At 31.8% G+C, this 24,150-nt stretch carries 15 protein-coding genes; 9 read left to right on the forward strand and 6 right to left on the reverse strand.

Features of this window, described 5'->3' with window-relative positions; all coding sequences use genetic code 11:
- Nucleotides 1-57 precede the first annotated feature (57 nt).
- Nucleotides 58-1,332 (forward strand): hemolysin family protein, encoded by a 1,275-nt coding sequence (locus tag QWY99_RS02020; protein WP_290260391.1) that lies wholly within the window; start codon nucleotides 58-60, stop codon nucleotides 1,330-1,332.
- Nucleotides 1,333-1,409: 77 nt separating this feature from the next.
- The gene (gene obgE, locus QWY99_RS02025) at nucleotides 1,410-2,411 is read left to right on the forward strand and encodes a GTPase ObgE (RefSeq protein WP_290260392.1); all 1,002 of its coding nucleotides are present in this window, start codon (nucleotides 1,410-1,412) and stop codon (nucleotides 2,409-2,411) included.
- Nucleotides 2,412-2,494: 83 nt separating this feature from the next.
- Here the strand turns inward: obgE and QWY99_RS02030 are convergent, their stop codons facing one another.
- A complete protein-coding gene (locus QWY99_RS02030) occupies nucleotides 2,495-3,022 on the reverse strand; it encodes an outer membrane beta-barrel protein (RefSeq protein ID WP_290260395.1) in 528 nt (175 codons plus the stop codon).
- Between the two features lie 258 nt (nucleotides 3,023-3,280).
- On the opposite strand from QWY99_RS02030, the gene QWY99_RS02035 reads away from it, so the two are divergent.
- Nucleotides 3,281-5,425 carry a S46 family peptidase gene (locus tag QWY99_RS02035; RefSeq protein WP_290260396.1) on the forward strand — a complete coding sequence of 715 codons (2,145 nt, stop codon included), beginning with the start codon at nucleotides 3,281-3,283 and terminating at the stop codon, nucleotides 5,423-5,425.
- 71 nt (nucleotides 5,426-5,496) lie between these two features.
- Here QWY99_RS02035 and QWY99_RS02040 read toward each other — a convergent pair whose 3' ends face one another.
- Nucleotides 5,497-11,553, reverse strand: coding sequence for an alpha-2-macroglobulin family protein (locus tag QWY99_RS02040; protein ID WP_290260398.1), 6,057 nt, complete (start codon nucleotides 11,551-11,553; stop codon nucleotides 5,497-5,499).
- Nucleotides 11,554-11,841: 288 nt separating this feature from the next.
- On the opposite strand from QWY99_RS02040, the gene QWY99_RS02045 reads away from it, so the two are divergent.
- Nucleotides 11,842-12,369, forward strand: coding sequence for a tetratricopeptide repeat protein (locus QWY99_RS02045; RefSeq protein WP_290260400.1), 528 nt, complete (start codon nucleotides 11,842-11,844; stop codon nucleotides 12,367-12,369).
- 41 nt (nucleotides 12,370-12,410) lie between these two features.
- Nucleotides 12,411-13,766 carry a UDP-N-acetylmuramate--L-alanine ligase gene (locus QWY99_RS02050; protein ID WP_290260403.1) on the forward strand — a complete coding sequence of 452 codons (1,356 nt, stop codon included), beginning with the start codon at nucleotides 12,411-12,413 and terminating at the stop codon, nucleotides 13,764-13,766.
- A gap of 63 nt (nucleotides 13,767-13,829) precedes the next feature.
- On the opposite strand, the gene QWY99_RS02055 is transcribed toward QWY99_RS02050, so the two are convergent.
- Nucleotides 13,830-14,453: a DUF1287 domain-containing protein gene (locus QWY99_RS02055; protein WP_290260405.1), complete on the reverse strand. Its 624-nt coding sequence runs from the start codon at nucleotides 14,451-14,453 to the stop codon at nucleotides 13,830-13,832.
- 174 nt (nucleotides 14,454-14,627) lie between these two features.
- On the opposite strand from QWY99_RS02055, the gene radC reads away from it, so the two are divergent.
- Genes radC through QWY99_RS02070 form a run of 3 tightly spaced genes read left to right on the forward strand, consistent with a single transcriptional unit; the run spans nucleotide 14,628 to nucleotide 16,760 of the window.
- Entirely contained in the window at nucleotides 14,628-15,320 is a 693-nt protein-coding gene (radC, locus tag QWY99_RS02060) for a RadC family protein (RefSeq protein ID WP_290260407.1), read from the forward strand.
- Nucleotides 15,321-15,322: 2 nt separating this feature from the next.
- Nucleotides 15,323-16,015, forward strand: a complete 693-nt coding sequence (locus QWY99_RS02065; protein WP_290260409.1) for a YjjG family noncanonical pyrimidine nucleotidase — start codon at nucleotides 15,323-15,325, stop codon at nucleotides 16,013-16,015.
- Nucleotides 16,016-16,019: 4 nt separating this feature from the next.
- Nucleotides 16,020-16,760: a hypothetical protein gene (locus tag QWY99_RS02070; RefSeq protein WP_290260411.1), complete on the forward strand. Its 741-nt coding sequence runs from the start codon at nucleotides 16,020-16,022 to the stop codon at nucleotides 16,758-16,760.
- An 11-nt stretch (nucleotides 16,761-16,771) separates the two neighbouring features.
- On the opposite strand, the gene QWY99_RS02075 is transcribed toward QWY99_RS02070, so the two are convergent.
- Nucleotides 16,772-18,049, reverse strand: coding sequence for a replication-associated recombination protein A (locus QWY99_RS02075; protein ID WP_290260413.1), 1,278 nt, complete (start codon nucleotides 18,047-18,049; stop codon nucleotides 16,772-16,774).
- A 235-nt stretch (nucleotides 18,050-18,284) separates the two neighbouring features.
- Between QWY99_RS02075 and QWY99_RS02080 the strand changes: the two genes are divergently transcribed.
- On the forward strand, nucleotides 18,285-19,058 hold the full coding sequence (locus tag QWY99_RS02080; RefSeq protein WP_290265280.1) for a rhomboid family intramembrane serine protease: 774 nt from the start codon (nucleotides 18,285-18,287) through the stop codon (nucleotides 19,056-19,058).
- A gap of 93 nt (nucleotides 19,059-19,151) precedes the next feature.
- Here QWY99_RS02080 and QWY99_RS02085 read toward each other — a convergent pair whose 3' ends face one another.
- A complete protein-coding gene (locus QWY99_RS02085) occupies nucleotides 19,152-20,567 on the reverse strand; it encodes a SusD/RagB family nutrient-binding outer membrane lipoprotein (protein ID WP_290260415.1) in 1,416 nt (471 codons plus the stop codon).
- A 16-nt stretch (nucleotides 20,568-20,583) separates the two neighbouring features.
- Nucleotides 20,584-23,643: a SusC/RagA family TonB-linked outer membrane protein gene (locus QWY99_RS02090; RefSeq protein WP_290260417.1), complete on the reverse strand. Its 3,060-nt coding sequence runs from the start codon at nucleotides 23,641-23,643 to the stop codon at nucleotides 20,584-20,586.
- Between the last annotated feature and the right edge of the window lie 507 nt (nucleotides 23,644-24,150).

Consider the following 24,150-nt stretch of genomic DNA (forward strand, 5'->3'; position numbering starts at 1 on the left):
TATACTATTATTTAGACTGCTTTTTAGGCCTTAAACTTTAAATGTTTAAATATAAAAATGGAAATACTAATAATATTTTTTCTAATAATTTTAAATGGGGTTTTCTCTATGTCGGAAATCGCATTGATTTCGGCTAGGAAGAATAGATTAGAAACTGCAGCCAAAAAAGGAAATAAAAGTGCTAGAATTGCCCTTGATTTGGCCAACTCACCTAATAAGTTTTTATCAACAGTTCAAATTGGGATTACTTTAATCGGAATTTTAACTGGTATCTATAGTGGTGATAAAATTACTATGGATGTAGAAACTTTTGTAAGTCAGTTTGCAGTTTTACAACCGTACGCACATTCAGTTTCTGTGGGGATTGTGGTGGTAGTTTTAACTTTCTTTTCACTTGTTTTGGGCGAATTATTACCTAAAAGAATTGGATTGAACCATCCCGAGGCTATTGCAAAAGCTGTGGCATTACCAATGAAAGTTGTTTCGATTATTACAGCTCCATTTATTTGGTTGCTGACTAATTCGACAGATTTTTTATTGAATGTTTTGCAAATAAAACCTACTGCCGATGGTAAAGTCACCGAAGAAGAAATAAAAGCCATCATAAAAGAAGGTACAGAAGGTGGTGAAGTACAAGAAATAGAACAAGACATTGTAGAGCGTGTTTTTCATATTGGAGATAGAAAAGTAAATTCGTTAATGACTCATAGAAAATCTGTAGTTTTCTTGCCTTTAGATTCAGATAAACAGCGTGTAAAAGAATTAATATTAGAAGATTTACACTCTATTTATCCTGTCTATAAAGAGAATTATGATGATATTTCAGGAGTAGTTAATCTGAAAACAATATTTGCTAATATTGAAAAAGATGATTTTAGTTTAGCTTCTATAATGACTGATGCGCCGTTTATAATGGAGCAAACAACAGCCTATAAAGCATTAGAAAACTTTAAGAAAACGGGTATTCATTATGCTTTTGTTTCTGATGAGTATGGTGTTTTTCAAGGTATTATTACATTGAATGATATTTTGGAAGCGCTTGTAGGAGACGCCGCCGATTTTTATAAAGATGAATTTCAATTAATTGAAAGAGAAGACGGAAGCTGGTTGGTAGATGGACATTATTCATTACACGATTTCTTAACTTATTTTGAGTTAGACGAATTAATTAATGATTATGAAGTTACTACTGTAAGTGGACTTATTATGACTGAATTATCACGTATTCCTAAAGAGGGTGAAAAGTTAATTTGGCAAAAATTTGAGTTGGAAGTCATCGATATGGATGGCGTTAAGATTGATAAAGTATTAATAAAAGCATTAAAAGAGTAAAAATAAAATAGTTTCCAGTCTTAGTTTTCGGTAGCAATTTGTGCTGAAAATTAGATTGTGACTGAATACAGAGAATTATGACAGAAGGAAATTTTGTAGATTACGTTAAAATATTTGTTTCTTCCGGTAAAGGTGGAAAAGGTTCTACGCATTTACATAGAGAAAAATTTATTGAAAAAGGTGGTCCAGATGGTGGAGATGGTGGACGTGGAGGTCATGTTTTTTTGGTTGGAAATAAAGGACTTTGGACTTTATTTCATTTGAAATTTGCTCGTCACATTAAAGCTGGACATGGTGGAGATGGTGGAGGAGACAGAAGTACTGGAGCTGATGGTGATGATAAGTTTATTGAAGTACCATTAGGAACGGTTGTAAAAGATAAAGAAACTGGTGAAGTCTTATTTGAAATCACAGAACACGGTGAAAAACAAATTCTTTCTAAGGGAGGTAAAGGTGGATTAGGAAACTGGCATTTTAGAAGTTCAACAAATCAAACACCTCGATATGCACAACCAGGTTTGCCAGGAGTAGAAATGGATGTTATCTTAGAGCTTAAAGTTCTTGCTGATGTTGGTTTAGTTGGTTTTCCAAATGCAGGTAAATCTACATTGTTATCAGTGCTTACATCTGCGAAGCCTAAAATTGCAGATTATCCATTTACAACATTAAAACCTAATTTAGGAATTGTAGCTTATAGAGATTTTCAATCTTTTGTAATTGCTGATATTCCTGGTATTATTGAAGGAGCAGCTGAAGGAAAAGGATTAGGACATTATTTTTTACGTCACATAGAACGTAATTCTACTTTGTTATTTCTTGTTCCGGTAGACGCAACAGATATTAAAGCGGAGTATGATATTCTAGTGAACGAATTAACTAAGTATAATCCAGAGATGTTAGATAAAGAGCGCCTATTGGTGATCTCTAAATGTGATATGTTGGATGATGAGCTTAAAGCTGAACTTAAAGTAGAGCTTGATGTGGCTTTTAAAGATGTTCCATATATGTTCATTTCTTCTGTAGCTCAACAGGGCCTACAAGAGCTTAAAGATAAATTATGGAAAATGTTAAATGATTAATATCTGAATTGATCATTATATAATGCATAAACTAAAAAAACCACCAATAGGTGGTTTTTTCGTTTTAACTAAATTGCGTATTCTTATAAAGTAAAGTTTTTAGAAATACCAATGTTTACTGTTTTTCCAAAATTGAATCCGAATTTTTCTTGTCGAGGATCATTTTTGCCATCTATATTATCGTAATTGATTCCACCGATTGAAAAGTTTAAACCAAACCCATCTTTCATATTTATAAATAATGCCGGTGCAACGTATACGTATATTCCTTTTGCATCATTTATAGAATTTTGTTGGTAACCTGTTCCTAAATCAGCATAAACTGCGAAAGTTTCACCAAGTGGTTTAGCGTAACGAATGAATCCACCTACCTTTTGATTGTTAGACTTAGTGTCTTCCATTTTTACGCTGCCAATAGTTGCGTTTATTCCAGTAGTCCAGTTTTGATTAAGTTGGTAACCGAATGTTGGTGAAAAGTTAAATGATTCGTTTCTAGTATCACCAATTTTTTCAGAAGAATATTCAACATTTCCTCCTACAAGAATTGAACCTTTTTGCGCTGTAGCAATTGTAGAAACTACTAAAGCTACACATAGTAATAATTTTTTCATAAGTATAAATTTAATTTCTGCAAACCTAAGACATATTTTATAAGAAACGGATTATAATGTTGTAATTTTTTTGTAATTTATTTATTACATATTAATTTGTGATATAAATTGTATTTATTTAGATAATTTAGAATTTGAATATGTAGAATTCATAAGTATTGTATGGAATTTTGTTGATATGTTTAATTTCAAGATTATACCTAGATGTTTAATTGTGAAAATGCACTATATTCGCACAACTAAAAATATTTACAACGTATGAAAAAAATAATTTTATTTTTAACAATGTGCCTTATGGCTTTTCCTGTGAAAGCAGATGAAGGAATGTGGTTCTTGATGTTTATCGAGAGATTAAACCATAGAGATATGCAGAAAATGGGCTTACAGCTTACATCTGAAGAAATCTATAGTATCAATAATCATAGTTTAAAAGACGCAATAGTTCAGTTTAACGGTGGGTGTACTGCAGAAATGGTATCTAAAAGCGGTTTAGTTTTAACGAATCACCACTGTGGTTACGATGCTATCGCAGAACTTTCTAGTGAAGAGCAGAATTACTTAAAAAATGGTTTCTGGGCAAAAGACAAAAGCGCCGAAATGAAACCAAAATCTTTATATGTTCGTTTCTTCGTACGTATGGATGACGTTTCTAAAAGAATTTTATCAAAAGTAAATGATGGAATGACAGAAGCAGAAAGAAACAAAGCGATTCAACAAGAAACGGCTTTGATTGAAAAAGAAAATAATGAAGGTGGAAAATATACCGTTTCTGTTCGTCCTTTCTTTCAAGGAAATGAATATTACTATTTCGTATATCAAGATTATAAAGATGTACGTTTAGTAGGTACGCCTCCAGAAAGTGTTGGAAAATTTGGTGGAGACACTGATAACTGGGAATGGCCACGTCATACTGGAGATTTCTCAATGTTCAGAGTTTATGCTGATAAAGACGGTAATCCTGCTGAATTTTCTAAAGACAATGTGCCTTTAAAACCAAAGCATTACTTACCAGTAAGCTTAAAAGGTGTTAAAGAGAATGATTTTGCTATGATATTAGGATATCCAGGAAGAACAAACCGTTGGATGCCAGCTGGTGGAATTGAGCAAAACATTAAGTTTGCTTACCCTGCTTGGGTTGAGGGAGCTAAGACTGGAATGGATCAGATGAAAAAATATATGGACAAAGATGCAACAGTTCGTTTGCAATATGCGTCTAAATATGCTTCGACTGCAAATTACTGGAAAAACCGTCAAGGTATGATTGATGCTTTAACAAAAGCAGGAACAGTAGCTACTAAAACAGAACAAGAAGATAAGTTTTATGAGTGGGCTGCTTTACCAGCTAACAAAGAGAAATACGAAAACGTAATTCCTACTATCAATGGTTATTATAGAGAAACGAATTTAAAAGCGACTCACGATAATTATTTAACGCAACTTTTACGTACTTCAAGTTATGCAACTGGACCAGTAAACTTAGGAAATGCATTAATTGCTTACTACAGAGAAAATGATGCTAAAAAAGCTGAAATGTTGCCTAAGATTAATGCTTTGATTGATAATATTTATGGTGAGTTTTACGCTCCTCTTGAAAAAGATGTGTTAACTGCTCAATTAAATTTATATGCTTCTAAAGCTGCTGAGTACGGTTTGGCTCCACAAATAGCTAAAATGAAATCAGAAAACAACGGTGATTTTACTGCAGATGTAGCTAAAGCTACAGAAATTAGTTACTTTACATCTAAGGATAAAGTATTAGCATTTATGGCTGATCCAAAACCACTAGCGATTGTACATGATCCATTGTATATTATCTCTAATGATTTGTTGAGTAAATTCCGTGCTAAAACAGAAGGACAATTAAAAGCTGATGATAGCTTCGCAATTGCTTACCGTAAATTAGTAGAAGGATTAAGAGAATCTAAATTGAATGCGATTAAGTATCCAGATGCAAACTCAACTTTGAGATTGACTTACGGAAAAGTTCGTGCTTTGCCAGAAGATAAAAGAAATGACGCTAAAACTAATAACTATACTACAATGACCGGAATGGTTAAAAAGTATAAAGCAGGAGATCAAGAATTTGATTTACCGGCTAGATTATTAGAATTAAACAAAGCGAAGGACTTTGGTCAATATGCAGATAAAGCAGGATACATGCCAGTAAACTTCTTAACAGATAATGATATTACAGGTGGAAATTCAGGTTCTCCAGTAATTAACGGAAAAGGAGAGTTAATTGGTGTTGCTTTTGATGGAAATATTGAAGCAATGGCAGGTGATGTTATCTTTGATCCTAACTTACAAAGAACTATCAATGTTGATATTCGTTATGTACTTTGGATTATCGATAAATATGCTGGTGCAAAACACATTGTTGATGAAATGACAATTATTAAATAATTCGATTCTATCATAAATTAAACCCGATAAGTTTTTAAGCTTATCGGGTTTTTTTGTTCTTAGTGTTTAGGTTATTTTACTTTTATTCGAATTCCTTTTGTGTGACTTGAATATTCTGGAGCATACATGCTTTTGATAGTTGAAATTCCGTTTGAGAATTCACCGGTGTTATTTACTCGAATATCGTATTCTATAACATAAGTCCCTTTGTTTATAGTGTCAAAGAAAAAATGAGTTGCAGCATCTTTAGTACTCATGTAATATCCTAATCGATCTTTGTATTGGTATTCAGAAAGCACATTTACAGGCTCAAAGCAAGAAGCTCGCATGTCTTTAAGGTGCACAAATTCAGTATTCTCTTTAGCAGTAATAATTAGCCTTACAGTTACTAGATCTCCAATTTTTAATGGATTATTGGAAGTTATTTTTTCTAATTTACTTCCTTTTAAAGTACTTTTTTTGAGGTATAGTTCTTTAGCAACAGAAAGGACAGCTCCAGAGTTATTTTTGATTTTATCTAAATCTTCAAAATATTGCCAGTAAGCACCTCCAAAACCTGGAACCTTAGATTTGTTTTCGATTACAATAGCGTTCATTTCTTTTTTAACTTCATCAGCTTTCCAGTTTAGTTTTATATAACCTGTTTCTGCTTCTTTTTCACTTTCAGATAGTTTCTTGGTTGAGATTTTTTCATTACCAAGTTTGATAATCGTATTGTCTTTTACGCTTAACCAATCGGTTCCTTGCATCAATAAAGCATATATAGCTTCGGTAGTAGATTTTGTTGTAGGCCAATTTTTCGTCTGTTTGTTTTTTAATAGCCAAACTTTCATTGCATCAACAGATTTGGTATCGTTACTTATTTCAGTAAAAGCTTCAATTAATAAAGCCTGCGTTTCTATTGGGGCTTGATACCAATACCATCCCGATTTATTAGCAATCCAATACATTCCCCAGTCTTCATTAGTCGAAGAAGTTTCCTTTAAGCTTGTTAGGATTGCTTTTGCCGTATCTTTTTCTCCAAAACGATTAAGAATTAAGGTGGCTAGTCCTTTTTCGTAAAGCGAATAGGATAACCAGTCTTTTTTGGCAGTTTCAAGATATAATTTAGTTGCCTTTTTCAAAGTATCAGTAAGAGGATATTTGTCCAAATAAAAACTTCTAGTATATAGATAATGCAAATCAGAGTTTGGATTGCTCCATAGTAGTTTATCAATAGTTTTTAAGCCTTTGGTTCTTATTTTGTAATACGCTAAAAACTTTTGATCTAAATATGTGATTCCTGTTTTTGCAATTTCATCAATTTTAGAAAGATTGTCTTCTGTTTTATCCAATTTAGATAAATGACCTAAACCTGCTAAAATATGCCTTGTGATATATTCGTTTTCATCATTTCCGTCAAACCAAGAAAATCCTCCAGACGCTTTTTGTTTTTGTTTTAGTTTTTGAAAAATACTTTCTTGCGAAGCTTTCATTTTTTCTAAATCGAATAAAAGGGCAAGATTCTTTTTCTTTTCACCTTCAGTTTGCGCATCATTTAGCCAAGGAGTTTCAGCAAGAATAATCGATTTTAATTCTTCGTTTTCCTCCAATTTTGAATTTAGTTTTCCGTTTTTTCTCCAATCTTCAAATACCGTTGCGATTTTTGGATTACTTGAAATAATTTCAGTTGCCAATGCATTTGCATAAAAGCGTGCAAAAGTCTGTTCTGCACATTCATGTTCGTATTCCATTAAATAGGGAAGAGACTGAATTGCAATCCAAGAAGGATTAGAAGTATATTCTAAAGTAAACTGATGATTTCTTAAAGTTGTTGAATTATTGTTTTTTAGATTTTCAAAAGTATATTCTTTCTTAGAATTTTCAGGAACCCAAATAGGAAGGCTTTCTGTGACCAATATATTATTAGTTAGAACTGGCAGAATGTTTTCTTCACCATCTGAAAAATTGCCTGCCTTGGCAAGGATTTTATATTGAACACCTTGCAAACCTTCCGGAATTGTGATTGTCCATGTTGCAGTTGTATTTCCAAAAGCACTAACGCTAAAGTTCTTTAGGTTTTTTGAGTTCAACATTTTAGCATCGATTGGTTGCATCGTTGTTGCATCAAAAAGCTGTAAAATTGCAATTCCATCTTTGGCTTTGTTAGTAATATTCGAAATTTTAGTGCTTATAACAATAGTATCCTTCTCTCTAAAAAAACGCGGGAAGTTGGGTAAAATCATCAATTCTTTTTGAGTGATAACACTTTTTTCTAAATAACTAGAAATGGCATCTTTATTATGTGCTAATAAACGAAGTTTCCACGAAGTTAAAGCCTCTGGTGATGTAAAGTTGAAGCTAACATTTCCTCTACTGTCTGTTCTTAAATTTGGGAGAAAAAAAGCCGTTTCCGATAAGTTCTTTCTAGCTTTTACTTGTGTTAAAGCTTCTATTTCTTTCATAGGCTCAGAAGTGAATTCTTTTGCCTTGGCAATAACTGGTTTTACAAAAACTATCTCATTTAGATTTTGAGTAGCATAGCTTGCAGGGTATATATTGTTATCTTCTTCCACAACTGCCGCAGTTCCAGTTCCAACAGGTTCAACTGTTAATACTGCATCGGGATCACCTTTTATGTTTTCTGAACCAATTTTTTTATCGTTGATTTGATACGTACTGCTATTGAAGTTGAATCCAAACCATTTTAGTTCTGAATTTTCGTTTTGAATTTCATTAAAAGGTAGGTTTGTATTAAGTTTTTGTATTGATGTATATACTTTCTCAAATCCTAAACTAGTTTTAGTATTAATCCCATTATAATTGTATTGGTTAAAATTTAAATTATTCCAGTCTTTAGTAGTAAATTGATCCAATGAGCTGTCGTACATGGAAGCCAAAACTTCTGCTTCATTATTAGTATCGAGTGCATTTAATTGAAATGACCAATTTTCATTACCACCAGGTTGTATTTTATTTCTAAAACTTTCTACTTTCCAGTTTAGTGTTTTGGGAGTACTTTTTAAATTGACAGCTACTTCGTCTTTAAATGTTTGATTTTCAAAAACAGATTCAAACCCTAATTTAATTAGTCTCTCAAATTCTTCTCTTAATGGAATTTTTATAATGACTTCGTTGTTTTGAAGACGCTTTGTTTCTTCAAAAAAGACTTTGCTATCATAATTTCCTGTGGTTACAATATAAAGCTCAGGAATGACCGAAGTTATTTTAATTAAAACAAAGCCATCTTTTTTGGGATCGACATTAATTTGTTTTGCAGTAAATAATTTTTCTGTATTGTATTTGTCTTTGCTTTGTATAAGTTTAAATTTAGAGATACTTTCGATAACATTACTAAAACTATCTTTTGCCGAAAAAACGACTTTGTAATTCCCAGATTTATAATTTGATATAAAATCTAAAGCTATTTTTTTATCTTTTTCAGTGTCGATTTTTTTTGAATAAACTAAAGTTTCAACAACTTTATCCAATGTGTCTTTTTTGTTATTTTCGTAAGGAAATAATCTCTCGAAATCTTGGTCGGATATGCTTTTTATTTCAGGGTTATCCCAGATTCTAGGTTTGAATTTGTTGGAGAACGGACTAACATGATAGATTTTAATTTCTCCTTTTGTAGCTAGAAATTCTCCATTTAAATTAGTACTTGTCAGTATGATTTCGTTTTTGTCTTTTGTTTCAATTTCATTAGGAAGATAAGCATATAGAATTAAATCATGATACCCTATTTTTATAGTAGTTTCAGCAGTACGAGTCTCACCATTAATATCTGTTACGGATACATTTATGTTATAATTAAAGATAGGTAATTGTTCTTTGTTTAAGTTTTTAGATGGTGTTGCTATAAAATTAATAACGAATTTACCCGAAGCATCAGTTTTAGTTTCTTCGGTGGCCAAAATTTCAGTTTCTTCCCGTCCGTAGTAATTTCTAAAAAAGGTTACGTATCGAGTTACAGTATAGGAAACTTTTGCATCAGTAATATTGCTTCCAGCAAAAGCTTTGGCAATTCCATTTACTTGTATGGATTGATTGAGTTTGAAACTTCCTTTTTTTGATTCAAATGTAACTTCGAATTTAGGACGTTTATATTCTTCAACAGTAAAGAAAGTCTGTGAGTTCTGTAAGTTTGTATTGTTCCAGTTTTTATTTGTTGGTTCTTGTTTAAAGTAACTGTTTGTTTTCTCTAAATAGGTAGGTTTAGTTGCTATTAGTGTAAATCTTCCTGTAGAGCCATTTTTAGGTAAAATAAATTCTCCATTGAAAGAACCAAATTCATTGGTTATAACTTCAATCTCTTTTAAAGCCGTGTAATTTGCATCTTTAAAAATGATCTTAAAGTTTGTGTTTGGAATAACACTTGTTCTTTTCTTGTTTTTCTGAATAGCGATTCCTTTATAATATACCGTTTGTCCAGGGCGATAAATAGCTCTGTCTAAGTAAAATTCAATTTTTGCTTCTGAGTCGTCTTTATCATTTGCGTTATATACAGAATTATATTTAACATAATTTTTGTTAATTAAAATAGTATCATTAGCATTTGAAAATTCGATAGTTTCGTAATTGTAATTATCGTTGTAATTTTTTTTATGTGACGCTAATCCATTTTTATCAGTTTTGATATTAAATGTAGAAGATTTTATAGTTACATTTTCTAATGGTTTTCCCGTTTTTCGATCTAGAACTTGTAATGTTTCTTGTGATTCGTTTTGTGATCCTAATACCGAAATATTTGAAGTTGTCACGGTTTCAAATGTAAATGCTTTTTTATCTTTTGTATCAGATTCGCTTTCAAAACAAACTATATAGGAGCCAGTTTTTAAGTTTGGTAACAGCACTTCTGTAGAATATTCAAAATAATCTTTTTTGTTTTCTAATGTATAAGACTTTGATAAGAGAGGCTTTTTTTCTTTAATAATTGAGTGTGCTAAACTATCTCTTCGATTAGAATTTTCGCTGTATTCTTTGAGTTGCTTTTGGTTAATCTTGTAGAATGAAACGCTAAGTTGATTTACATTTCTATAATTGATATAAGCTCTAGTGTTTTCATCATTGTAGGTGTATTTTTGGAGTTCAATGTTTATTGATTTTGAAGTGATATTTCCCTTTCTTTCAAGTGCTAATTTATACGCATTTGATCGATTGTTGATTTTTATAATGCTGTCTAGAATTGTAATTGCTTTAATGTTGTAATCAGGATATGTGAGTTTTGATGCTTGTTGTTCTAATAGAATAGCTTTTTGTAATTGAATTTTTTGAATTAAATGTTCTTCTTTAGTACTTTTCTGAAGCACATTTAATGCATTTACAAAATCATCATTATTTTCAATTAAATGGTTTTTAGAAAATAGAATACGGTTAAACTGATTTTCAGCTGTAGGCTGATCTATTTCTCTTTTTTGATATAATGATAAAACCGTACTTAAATTTTCATTGGTTACAAAATCAAAGTTTAGTTTTATAAAACCTTCTGCTTTTCCTAGAAGTTCCTTTTTATAAACTACAAAATCACTTTTTTTAATTTCCCATGTGCGTAATTTTTTTGTATATGATGCAATGTTTTCTGAGATTATGTAATCAAATAAGTTTTGGGTTTTGAATTTTTCTAAAGTTAAATATTCAAAAATAGCTTCATAATTAGTTAATGGTGTAGCTTTTAAAACAGCTTCGTTTTCTAATGTTTTATCAAAGGCATTTTTAATTTGGTTTTCAAAATTAACTGTTGACCATGTTAGAAAATCATCTTCAACTTCTACAGTATTTGTTCTGTTTCTAATTGTATAACCATTTCTATCGTAATAATCATCTAAACATTTAGCATAAATCAAATTTAGAATTGCTTTTGAAGGAATTGAAACCTGATTAATATCTGATTTTAAATTATTTATAATTTTGGTTTGTGCATCTTCATCAATAACTTGAGAATATTTAGATTGATAAAAGAAACACTTTATAATTTGTACTTCATCATTTTGTTTAACCGCTTTTTTATAAATCTTTGTGACAATATCATTGGCCGTTTTTACCTTGCCTAAATTTTCATTTTCGATTACTTTGTTCCAGTTTTTGTCATATTGTTGACCAAATAGTGAAGTTGAAATTAGAAATAATATAAAATAGATGTTCTTCATAAAATTTGGTTTTTTGTTGTTTGAAAAGAAAATATTGGTTTCGGATATAATTTCTGTACAAATTACTAATTTATGTTAAAAAACAAATGATAGATTTTATATTTCCACTATTTTTGATGTATGAAACAAATAGTAATTATTTTTCTTTTATTTCCGACTTTATTTTGGTCGCAATCAGCATTTGAGAAAGGGAAAAAATTATTTGAATCTCAAAATTTTGATAAAGCAGAAGCTTTTTTTTAATCAGCTTTAAAAGAAAACCCTTCAGATTTTAAATCTATAGAATATTTGGGTGATATTGCTGGTCACAATAAAAAGTGGAATGATGCTGTAGGTTACTATAAAAAGCTAAAAGAGTTAAAGCCAGCTGTTGCTAATAATTTTTATAAATGCGGAGGTGCTTTAGGAATGAAAGCTCTAGAGGTAAATAATTTTAAGGCACTTAGAATGATCGACGAAATAAGGGAGGCTTTTGAGCAAGCAATTGTGCTAAATCCAAAGCATATTGGAGCGCGTTGGTCTCTAATAGAATTAAATTTACAGTTACCTGCAATTGTTGGAGGAAGTCAAGCTAAAGCTATGAAATACTCGGATGAATTATTAAAATTATCCCCAATAGATGGATATATGTCAAGAGGGCATATTGATGAATATTTTAAAAGATATTCAGATGCTGAGCGACAATATAGACATGCGATTATAGTAAGTAAATCTAAAGCAAGTTATACTATGCTTGCGAACTTATACCAAAAGAAAATGAATCAGCCTGTTAAGGCAAAAGAAGTTTTGGAAGAGTATAGAAATATTCAAAACTGATTTAATCAAGAAAAAATAAACGAATAACTGAGCAAACTAAAATGAAAACACATTTTATAGCCATAGGCGGTAGCGCCATGCACAATTTAGCACTAGCATTGCATAATAAAGGATACCAAGTTACAGGAAGTGACGATGCTATTTTTGAACCTTCTAAATCAAGATTAGAAAAAAAAGGATTACTACCGTTAGAAATGGGATGGTTTCCTGAAAAAATCACTTCAGATATTGAAGCTGTAATTTTAGGTATGCATGCTAAGGCAGACAATCCTGAATTATTAAAAGCTCAAGAATTAGGACTAAAAATCTATTCTTACCCAGAGTTTTTATATGAGCAATCTAAGAACAAAACCAGAGTTGTTATTGGTGGTTCTCACGGAAAAACTACAATTACTTCGATGATTCTCCATGTAATGCATTATCATAATATCGAAGTTGATTATATGGTTGGTGCGCAATTAGAAGGTTTTGATACAATGGTACATCTTACCGAAGAGAACGATTTTATGGTTCTAGAAGGAGATGAGTATTTATCTTCTCCTATAGACAGAAGACCAAAGTTTCATTTGTATCAACCTAATATTGCTTTAATATCTGGAATTGCTTGGGATCACATTAATGTTTTTCCAACTTATGAAAATTATGTTGAGCAGTTTGAAATTTTCATAGGGAAAATTACAAATGGCGGTATTTTAGTTTATAATGAAAATGATCCAGAGGTAAAACGTGTGGCAGAAGAAGCTACAAATCCAATTCGTAAGTTAGGATATCATACGCCAAATTATTCAGTACAAGATGGAGTTACACTCTTAGAAACACCAGAAGGGAATATGCCGATTGAAGTTTTTGGAGCACATAACTTAAACAATCTTGCTGGAGCAAAATGGATTTGTCAAAATATGGGTGTAGATGAAGCTGAATTTTACGAGGCTATTGCTAGTTTCAAAGGGGCTTCTAAACGCTTAGAGAAAATAGCTGAAGCAAAAGGGAAAGTTGCTTATAAAGATTTTGCACATTCACCTAGTAAAGTTGCCGCAACAACAAAAGCAGTTAAAGAACAATATCCGAATCGTACTTTAGTTGCTTGTTTAGAATTACATACTTATAGCAGTCTAAATGCAGCGTTTTTAAAAGAATATGAAGGGGCATTACAATATGCAGATGTTGCTGTTGTTTTTTATTCGCCAGATGCAGTAAAAATTAAGCAACTAGATGAAGTTACTTATGAGCAAATAGCGACAGCATTCAATCGCGAAGATTTGATTATTTATACAAATCCAAATGATTTTAAAGAATACTTGTTCAATCTTAATTTAGAGAATACAGCATTGTTATTGATGAGTTCAGGAAATTATGGTGGATTGAACTTTGATGATGTAAAAGGATTGATTGAATAATCCCAGTTTTACTCCAATTAAAATAGCTATTAAAGCCAACACCATTGCGTAGTTGGCTTTTTTTTATTTTATATATTTATAGTGCCCGATAATTTTATATTTAAATAAACAGTCTTCTAATACTTGGCCTCCTCCCACATTGTGAACGATTAAGTTTCTTTTTCCATCACGTGTTTTTCTATTAGTGATAATTCCAATATGAGGAAGTTTTTCATTTATCATCCATGTTACAATTTCTCCAGTTTTATATGTTAAGGGGTCTTCGTTTATGGTTAGTTTTTGTCCTTTCCTTTCAAAAAAAACTTCCAAATTAGGTACCCTTCTGTGATCTATATTAGTGTCAGTTTTTGTTAGTCCCCATATTTTTAAGCTCGGATATTTCGAATAATTGGCAACCATATCTTCATGGACTTCTTTTTGTAAATCAATGTTTAATATTCGATAAGATCTTATAATTACGTCTGTGCAAACTCCTTTGTCTTTAGGGACATCTCCTTTTGGGTATTTTATCGATATATAAGCTGGGTCATATTTTATCGTTGGATCTATTATTGAAATGGCAGCATCAGATAGTTTCTCTTCAAATGTTCTGTTTGTTGAAATTTTATGCGATGTGTTTTTTTCTCTTTGTTCTTGTTTGCACGAAGAACAGAGTAGAGCTATTAATAAGAGAATACTATATTTCATTCTTTTTTCTTTAAATTTAATCATATTTCAAATAGCTTTAATTTTTTTTGACTGAATTTTCTTCTTTTCTGTGTAAATTAGCCGAAAAATACATTTGTATGAATACTTGGGTTAAGTTGTGTGGAAACCTAATAAGAATTCTAACTCATATGTAATAAAATTTTTGATATATTTATGGAGTTAACACATTTACCTATTACTGTTTGGTCTGAGGATGATAAGCCACGTGAAAAATTGATTCTTAAAGGAAAAAATGCTTTAAGTGATGCAGAATTAATAGCTATATTAATAGGCTCAGGAAGTAGAAATGAATCAGCTGTTGATTTGAGTAAACGGATTCTTTCTAGTGTAGATAATAATCTGAATTCGTTAGGTAAATTATCTCTAGCTCAATTAATAGCTTTTAAAGGAATAGGGAATGCAAAAGCAATTTCGATAATTGCTGCTACAGAGTTAGGTCGACGCAGAAGAGTGGAGGATATTGTAGAGTTAACAAAGATTACATCTAGCAAAAAGGTTTTTGAAATCATGTTGCCAATTATTGGAGAGTTACCACATGAAGAGTTTTGGGTTTTATTTTTAAATAATTCGAATAATGTTATTTTAAAATCTCAATTAAGTAAAGGAGGAATTTCGGGTACTATTGTAGATGTACGCTTGGTTTTTAAATTAGCGCTTGAAAATGGAGCTACTGGCTTAATATTGTGTCATAATCATCCTTCGGGAGTTTTGAAACCAAGTCAAGCTGATAAACAAATTACAAATAAATTGAAATTAGCAGGGGAGAGTTTAGATGTTAAAGTTTTAGACCATTTGATTATAACTGAGACAAAATATTATAGTTTTGTAGATGAAGGAATTTTTTAAGAATGAAAAACAATACCATGATTACTGACATCTTTTTTGATTTGGATCATACCCTTTGGGATTTTGATAAAAATTCAGAATTAGCTTTTGAAACTATTTTAAAAGAAAGCCATCCAACGATTAATATTACGGAGTTTATTGAAGCGTATATTCCAATAAATCAAGCGTGTTGGAAATTGTACCAGAACGATAAAATTTCGCATATAGAATTGCGTTATAATAGATTGAAGCATACTTTTGATGCTTTAAATTATGTGATTTCTGATGAATTAATTGATGAAATGTCTGAAGATTATATCCGAATATTACCAGACAATAATGCTCTTTTTGATGGAGCAATTGAGATATTAGAATATCTAAAAGATAAATACAATTTGCATATTATTACAAATGGATTTGCAGACGTTCAAGATAGGAAAATAACCAATTCGAATATTGGATCTTATTTTCAAACCATCACCAACTCTGAGATGGCAGGAGTAAAGAAGCCTAATCCTATAATTTTTGAATATGCATTGAATGCTGCCAATTCTAAAAAAGAAAATAGTATTATGATTGGTGATTGTCTTGAAGCGGATATAGAAGGTGCTTTAAATGCTGGAATCGATGCGATTTTCTTTAATGATAAAAAAAGCGAAGCGCAACAAAATATAAAACAAATTAATCATTTATTAGAACTAAAAAAATATTTATAAAACTATGAAAACAAGAATCTTATTAATGCTTTTGTTTATCTCAAGCTTTGGTTTCTCTCAATCCATTAACGATTATAAGGCGGTAGTAATTCCGTTGAAATATGATTTTATGAAAAGCGATAATCAGTATAGATTGGCTACACTGACAAAGTTCAATTTGAATAAAGCTGGTTTTGAAGCTTTTTATGCAAATGAGGCAGTTTCAGAAAATTACAACAGATGTGATTTATTATATATAGATGTAGTTAAAGAAAATGGATTTTTAGTAACAAAGTTGTATGTGACATTTAAAGATTGTTACGGGAAAATTGTTTTTACATCAGACATAGGAAGAAGTAAAACAAAAGAATATGATTTAGCCTATTCAGAAGCTTTAAATCAAGCTTTTTTGTCTGTTAAGGCTTTGAATTATAAATACAATGGAAAAGTATCAACTACTCAAAACACTCCATCACCAGCTGTAGCTTCTGCACCTGCGGTAGCGGCTAATAATGCCGTTGTTAATACAGTTGTAAATAGTAACGATCCAAACTTATTGTATGCACAGCCTACAGAAACTGGATATCAGTTAATTGATAAAACGCCAAAAGTTGTTATGAAGCTGATGAAAACATCTCGTCCAGATTCATTTATAGCTATAAAAGGAGATATTCAAGGTTCTTTAAATGCTAAAGACAACGAATGGTACTTTGAATACTATAAAAATGATAAATTAGTTTCAGAAAAAGTAGTCGTTAAATTCTAAGACAAACTGGTTTAATAACCGTATTTGTCTTTCCAGCGATTTCTCAAAAACTCCCGGTTGCTATTCTCTCTAGAATTGTTACCGGGATTATATAGTACAGTTTCAGATATAGCATCGGGCAAAAACTCCTGTTCGGCAAAATTATTTGCATAATCATGCGAATATTTGTAATCATCCCCATAACCCAGTTCCTTCATAAGTTTAGTAGGAGCATTGCGTAAATGTATAGGTACAGGCAAATCTCCAGTTTGTTTCACAAGTTGTTGTGCACTACCAATAGCCAAATAAGAGGCATTACTTTTAGGTGAAGTTGCAAGATAAATTGCGCATTGACTTAATATTATTCTGCTTTCAGGATAACCAATAGTAGTAACAGCCTGAAAAGCATTATTGGCCATAATAAAGGCAGTAGGGTTTGCATTTCCAATATCTTCACTAGAAAGAATTAGCATTCTTCTAGCAATAAATTTTACATCTTCACCACCTTCAATCATTCTAGCTAGCCAATAAACGGCACCGTTAGGGTCACTTCCGCGAATTGATTTTATAAAAGCCGAAACGATATCATAATGTTGTTCACCACTTTTGTCATATAAAACCGTGTTTTGTTGTACTAACTCAAATACACGATTATTTGTAATAACTATAGCATCACTTGGAGAGGCATTAATAACTAGTTCAAATATATTTAACAACTTCCTTCCGTCGCCACCAGATAGCCTCAATAATGCTTCGGTTTCTTTTAAATCAATTTTTTTAGAAGCCAAAACAACATCAGTTTTCATAGCACGATGTAGTAATAATTCTAAATCATTTTTTGTAAAAGCATTCAGAATGTAGACTTGGCATCTTGATAATAAGGCAGGAATTACTTCAAAACTCGGATTTTCTGTAGTAGCTCCAATAAGTGTAATCCATCCTTTTTCTACAGCAGCAAGAAGCGAATCTTGTTGCGATTTACTAAAACGATGAATTTCATCAATAAACAAAATAGGGTTTTTGGCAGTAAATAACCCCCCGCTTTGTTTCGCTTTTTCAATAACATCACGAATGTCTTTAACCCCAGAATTAATAGCGCTCAGTATATAAAAAGGGCGTTTAGACTCCTGAGCAATAATTTGCGCTAAAGTCGTTTTTCCAGTTCCAGGAGGTCCCCACAATAATAATGAAGGGATAATTCCTTTTACTATTTGTTGTGTTAAAGAACCATTTGGTCCAACCAAATGACTTTGGCTAATATAGTCCTCTAATTTCTGTGGTCGTATGCGTTCTGCTAATGGTGCTTCCATTTTGTAAAATTACTATTTTCAATTTTGATTTGTCATCACATTTAGTTTTTTTTAGGAGCTTCTTCCAGCTCTTCACTATATCTTTATTATTGCTAAAGACGCAACAATAAAGGATGCCGTTTCGATCTGGGCTATAAAACAGCTTTGGGATTGAATAAGTGTCTGACAAAATAGCATTATATTTATTTTGGATAAATTTTTGACATAAATTTCTAACTAATCATAATTATAACCAATAGTGGAGAATCCTTTTAAGTTTACCAATTCAGTTGTTATACTGCCATTGTTTTCTGTATTGTTGTTGTGGATTGTTTATTGGTTACAAATACGGTATGATTTCGATTTTTACGAATACGGTATTTTTCCTAGGACATTAACAGGCTTACAAGGAATCATATTTAGTCCTTTTATCCATGCAGATATAAGTCATTTGTATAACAATTCGATACCATTGTTGGTTTTGTTGGCCGCGCTTCAATTTTTTTACCCAAAGCAAACAGTTCCCGTAATTCTATACGGTATATTATTTTCTGGATTAATTACTTGGATTATAGCTAGACCCAATTATCATATAGGAGCAAGTGGGGTAATATATGTTTTGGTGAGTTTTATTTTTTTCAAAGGCATTCAGACGCAATACTACCGATTAGTGGCTTTATCGTTATCTGTTGTTTTGCTTTACGGTGGAATGATTTGGTATGTTTTTCCTGAAGTAGATACTTCAATCTCATGGGAAGGTCATTTAGCTGGTTTAATAACAGGTTTCCTTATATCATTAAAATATAAAACACCTGAATATAAAAAGCCTATTTTATACGATTGGCAACATCCAAATTTCAACCCCGAAGAAGATGCTTTTATGAAACATTTTGATGAGCAAGGTAATTTTGTTAATCTACCCGAACCAGAAGAGATTATTATTGAGAGAGAATCGTTTTTTACTTCTAGCTTAAATGTCGTTTATGATTTTGTTGAAGATGAAAATGCTGTAAAAACAAAAAAGAATTAAAACATACGCTTAATTCTTTTAGATGCTATTCATAAAAAAATAACCACTCTGAATAATCAGAGTGGTTATTGTAAAACTATTGTTTAAACAGTATTAGTTTTTATCCCACCAAATAGGAGAAGTAACATTACTAACCACAGTTGCGTTAGGGTTGTATTGTCTTTCATCAGACGGAGTAGGTAGTCTTACAGGTATAGTTTTTGTATTAGAATCTTGATTAGGAACTAACGCAGGGAAACCTGTTCTTCTGTAATCATTATAAGGCTCCATAGTTAAAAATAGAGCAATGTATTTTTGTTGAATAATATTAGCAATTGTAAAATCAGCTGTTGCTGCAGCTAAAAATCCTGCTGTAGGCTCAATGCCAGTAACCTTAGTTACAGAAGCAGTTACAGCATCTTGCAAAGCAGTTTGAGCCCCTGATTGTCCTAATATTGCTCTAGCTTCAGCTTCAATAAATTTTGCTTCAGCATAAGTTACAATTCCAATAGGAGAATTTTTACTAGCAAAAGCAGCTCCGATATAAGAAGTTCCAAGAGATGATTGGTCTTCAGGTGCGTTTCCTATGTATTCTGGTATAAATACAGTTCCTGGTGGCAAAGGTTTTGGAGGTTTGGTTAAAGCTATCATACTAGCTAGCCTAGGGTCATTGTTGTTTTTTAGATAATCAACAAAATATTTACCTACTTTTAAGTAGTTATCACGATTATCCTCAAAAGCATACCATTGGTTCAAGCTGTTATTTTCATTAGTAAACAAAGTATTTGCATCGTCTTTATTCTCAGTCATACCTGCTAAAGTAATGTAGTCTAACGCTTTTTGAGCAGCAACATTTCCTTCAATAGCAGTCAATCTTAAAGCATATCTAGCTTTCAATACGTAAGCAACTTTGATCCATTTTTTAGTATCACCTTTAAAAATCATATCATCATCCTCAGGTACTTTTTCATTACTAGCTAAAGGTTTTGCTAAGTTTATAATAGCATTATCTAATATAGTTTGTAATCTTGCGTATATTTCTTGTTGCGTATTATACTTAGGAGCTTTGTTCCCTTGTTCTGCACGAAATGCTTCATCATAAGGTACATCTCCCCACATATCTGTAGCGTATCCTAGATTTATAGCAGTCAATACCTGACCAATTCCATTATAATATGGATAGTCTTTTGCAAAATCTCTATTTAAGATGTGTCCATTCATCAAAGTAGTACCATAAATAAGATTCCACTCATTGTTTACATCTCCTTCGGTTATAATATAACTTGCGATTGGTCCCATTTGTCCAATGTTTGTACCTGCCAAATGTTGAGTAAAAATCCCAGTATTTCTCATTAAACCACTTGTGTGTGTAGAAAATGTTGATACTTCCATTGCAGCCACCAGTAAAGATGGAGTACTTACCGAAGGGTTGTTAGGGTTGATGTTAAAGTTATCTAACTCAGATTGACAACTGTTTAGTAATGTTATGCTAAACGCTGCTAGAATTACACCTTTTATGTATTTTTTCATTTTTATTAGTTTTTAATTAAAAGCTCACTCGTAAACTCATTATGAAAGATTTACTACCAGGATTGTTGAAATAATCTAATCCATTAATTCTTGATCCAGCACCAGTTAAGCTAGTTTCTGGGTCTACTCCTTTGTAGTTTGTATTTATCCATAAATTTCTTCCAGTTAATGATATTTGTGCAGCTGTTATGAAAGAGAATTGTTTTACATTCAAATCATAGCTAATAGTTGCATCACGAAGTCTAACCCAGTTTACAGTTTCTACCGCTTCTTCTGCCGCTCCACCACCATCACCAAGATATTTTTGGTAATATTGTTGTGCTGTTATTGCTTTATCATTCGGAGTTCCATCTTCTTTAACACCTTCTATAACATAAGTTCTTTCTCTGTCTGCAGAAGCTTCAGAAACACCAATACTGTGCATTCTTGCTAGTGTACCATTGTAAACTTCTCCACCGTGTCTAATATCTAATAAAGCAGACAAGGTAACTCTTTTGTAAGAGAAAGTATTTCTGATACCACCAGTCCATTTTGGAGCAGAATTTCCTAGATTGCCAACTTCATCAGCTACGACAGCCAGTCCATTGCTTCCAATAATTTTTTGCCCATTTTCATCACGTTTCCATTTAGTTCCGTAAAAACTTCCTAATGGTTGCCCTTTTACAGCATAATATCCAATTGATCCAAAAGCTGTTTCTATCGATATTTCAGGTAAACCACCTGATATATCTGTTACTTCATTTTCATTTTTAGCCCAGTTTAAATTTACATTCCATTGAAATGGATTGCTTTTTTTAAATATATCATAGCCAATTTCTACCTCAATACCTTTGTTAACTAATTCAGCTGCATTTTTATATTGTGATGCAAAACCAGATGATTGAGGTAATGGTACATCAATCAATAAATCTTTAGATGTTTTATAGTATAAATTCACATCTATCGCTAAACGATTGTTTAAAAATTTAGTACTTAATCCTAAATCGTGACCTAATACTCTTTCTGGTTTTAAATCAAGATTAGATAAACGCCCAGCTAAAGCCATTCCATTTATTCCATTGTAAGGAAAACTTAAACCATTTGTAAAACCGTCTGTCATAGATGGCTTTGAGTAAACACTTATGGTACGGTATGCTGCTGGTGCAATACCAACTTCTCCGTATCCATAACTAAATTTTACGAAATTACCCCAATCAAAAGTATTTGAGGCAATCCAAGAAGCCGTTCCTGAAGGGAATACAGCACTTCTTACATTGTCACCATAAGTAGATGCCCATTCCTTACGGATTGTACCAGATATGAAAAGTTGATCTTTAATATCGAAATCTACTTGAGCAAAAAGAGCTCTAGAAATAGTATTTTCTTCTACGTTAGAAGCGTATAGTTGAGTTGCGTTACCTAAATTGTATATACCCGGTACAGATAAACCTTTACCTCTTGAAAATATGTCTAAATATTGAGTAGAACGTAAATTAAGACCTGCAGTATAGTTAATTTTAATTGCTTCTGAATTTAATGGTATAATACCTGAAGCGATTAAATCTCCATAGTAATCTTTGTTTGTGATGCTATTGTAAGCGACTTCACCAATTCCACCTAAATCATCTCCATTTGATGAAACTGCATAGTTTTGTTTACGAGCGTCTGAGTAGGTATCAATACCACCTTTTGCTGTTAATGATAACCATTTTGCATGATTGTACGTTAAATAGATGTTACCCAAAACACGATTTACATCACTTGTTGCTTGATTTTCATTTACTGTAAAGTAAGGATTGTCATATGCAGAGAAATAGTTAGTGTTGTTTCCAAACTCATCTTTATAGTTTCTTAAATCATAATTAATAGGTGAACGCATCAAACTTAACATTACACCAGAACTATTACTACCATTTTGAGCTAAAGTAGTAGTTGTATGCGTGTATTGCATACTAGCGCCCGCTTTCCATTTTTCGCTTAGTTTTAAGTCTCCTGAAAGTCTAAGAGTATTTCTTTTTAATCCTGTTTCAGGAATCATCCCTGTTTGAGTAACGTTACCATATGACGCTCTAAAGGTCGCTTTGTCGTCACCTCCGTATATCGAAATGTTGTTAGTTTGCGTAATACCTTCTTGAAAGAAATTACCAGGATTGTCGTAAGTACGTAGTCCTAATGATGCAGCCGATGGTCCCCAACTTTGTGGAGTATTTAATTCGTAATTTGGAACTCCATCTTTGTAAGTACCTTGAACATACTTGTTTTGTCTTGCAGGCAATTGACTTACTGCGTCTATAGCTAACGAAGTATTATAATCAATACCTAAACCTTTTCCGTTTTTACCTTTTTTAGTAGTGTAAATAATAACACCGTTACCTGCTCTTGCTCCGTATAAAGCAGCAGCTGCAGGTCCTTTAAGAATAGTAACACTTTCGATGTCATCAGGGTTAATGTCCAATGCTCTGTTTGAGTTATTGATTCCAGATAAGTTTGCATTATATGGGTTATCTCCAGCACTAGTTTGAGTTGTTGAATTGTCAATTGGAATTCCATCTACTACAATTAGAGGGTCACTTGTACCTGTAATAGTATTTGTTCCTCTAATGATAATTTTACTAGATGCACCAGGAGTTCCTCCTGATCCGATGATTTGTACTCCAGCCGCTTTACCAGCTAATGCTTGTAGAACATTTTGTTCCCCAGATTTAGTAATTTCATCCGATGATACTTTAGATACTGCGTACCCAAGTTTTTTCTCTTCTTTTTTAATTCCTAAAGCAGTAACAACTACACCTTCTAGTTCTACTGAGTCATCTTTTAATTTTACATTAATTGTAGACGACGTTGCAGCTACTTCTTGGGTTTTCATTCCAATGTAGCTAAAAATAATTACCTGATTCGATGAAGCTTTGACAGTGTATTTTCCATCAAAATCAGTTTGTGTTCCAGTTTTTGTTCCTTTCACTAATACACTAACGCCTGGTAATGGCATCCCTGTATTATCAGAAACAGTACCTGAAACAGCTCTTTCTTGTGCAAAAGTAAGTTGCGCAATTAGTGCTAGGAATAGCACTAAGATCCCTTTGAACTTTAATTTCATTCTTTTAAATATTTTTAATTAGAATCACAAAACTCACAATAAATTGTTAATCCACCTAATTGTCAAATTTTAGAATCTTCATTTTTTTAAGAATAAGTTTATATTTCTTACTAAAACCCATATTTAATTGTAGGTCATTGCTTACTTTGTTAAATGAGTAAAGTTAAATTTTTATGTGGTTTTTATTAAATTTGCAATTTTTTAATGAAAAGCTTTATTTTTTATGATTAAAAAAAGTGAATTTTAATATTGAGTAAAAAGTAAAATTTTTTAAGTTCAATTTTTGCTTTAACAGGAATAGTTTGTAGGGAGATTGGGAGTCTACTACGTTCTTCGCTTCATATTTCTTAAAATTCGTAGAGTATATACAGTGTAATTGAGTTTAGACACTCTTTTAACTATGTAAATTATGCTTTAAGTTGAAGATAAAGGGGTGTCATGAAATTTAGAATCTTGATCTATGTTTGTATTGACAAAATTCATTGTTAAGAAGTTTTTTTGATATTG

It is taken from the genome of Flavobacterium branchiarum (assembly GCF_030409845.1).
Classification (GTDB): Bacteria; Bacteroidota; Bacteroidia; order Flavobacteriales; family Flavobacteriaceae; genus Flavobacterium; species Flavobacterium branchiarum.

Excerpts from the sequence above, each read along its gene's own strand:
- QWY99_RS02020 (WP_290260391.1), top strand. The coding sequence starts at position 58 with ATGGAAATACTAATAATATTTTTTCTAATAATTTTAAATGGGGTTTTC.
- obgE (WP_290260392.1), top strand. The coding sequence starts at position 1,410 with ATGACAGAAGGAAATTTTGTAGATTACGTTAAAATATTTGTTTCTTCC.
- QWY99_RS02030 (WP_290260395.1), bottom strand. The coding sequence starts at position 3,022 with ATGAAAAAATTATTACTATGTGTAGCTTTAGTAGTTTCTACAATTGCT.
- QWY99_RS02035 (WP_290260396.1), top strand. The coding sequence starts at position 3,281 with ATGAAAAAAATAATTTTATTTTTAACAATGTGCCTTATGGCTTTTCCT.
- QWY99_RS02040 (WP_290260398.1), bottom strand. The coding sequence starts at position 11,553 with ATGAAGAACATCTATTTTATATTATTTCTAATTTCAACTTCACTATTT.
- QWY99_RS02050 (WP_290260403.1), top strand. The coding sequence starts at position 12,411 with ATGAAAACACATTTTATAGCCATAGGCGGTAGCGCCATGCACAATTTA.
- QWY99_RS02055 (WP_290260405.1), bottom strand. The coding sequence starts at position 14,453 with ATGAAATATAGTATTCTCTTATTAATAGCTCTACTCTGTTCTTCGTGC.
- radC (WP_290260407.1), top strand. The coding sequence starts at position 14,628 with ATGGAGTTAACACATTTACCTATTACTGTTTGGTCTGAGGATGATAAG.
- QWY99_RS02065 (WP_290260409.1), top strand. The coding sequence starts at position 15,323 with ATGAAAAACAATACCATGATTACTGACATCTTTTTTGATTTGGATCAT.
- QWY99_RS02070 (WP_290260411.1), top strand. The coding sequence starts at position 16,020 with ATGAAAACAAGAATCTTATTAATGCTTTTGTTTATCTCAAGCTTTGGT.
- QWY99_RS02075 (WP_290260413.1), bottom strand. The coding sequence starts at position 18,049 with ATGGAAGCACCATTAGCAGAACGCATACGACCACAGAAATTAGAGGAC.
- QWY99_RS02085 (WP_290260415.1), bottom strand. The coding sequence starts at position 20,567 with ATGAAAAAATACATAAAAGGTGTAATTCTAGCAGCGTTTAGCATAACA.
- QWY99_RS02090 (WP_290260417.1), bottom strand. The coding sequence starts at position 23,643 with ATGAAATTAAAGTTCAAAGGGATCTTAGTGCTATTCCTAGCACTAATT.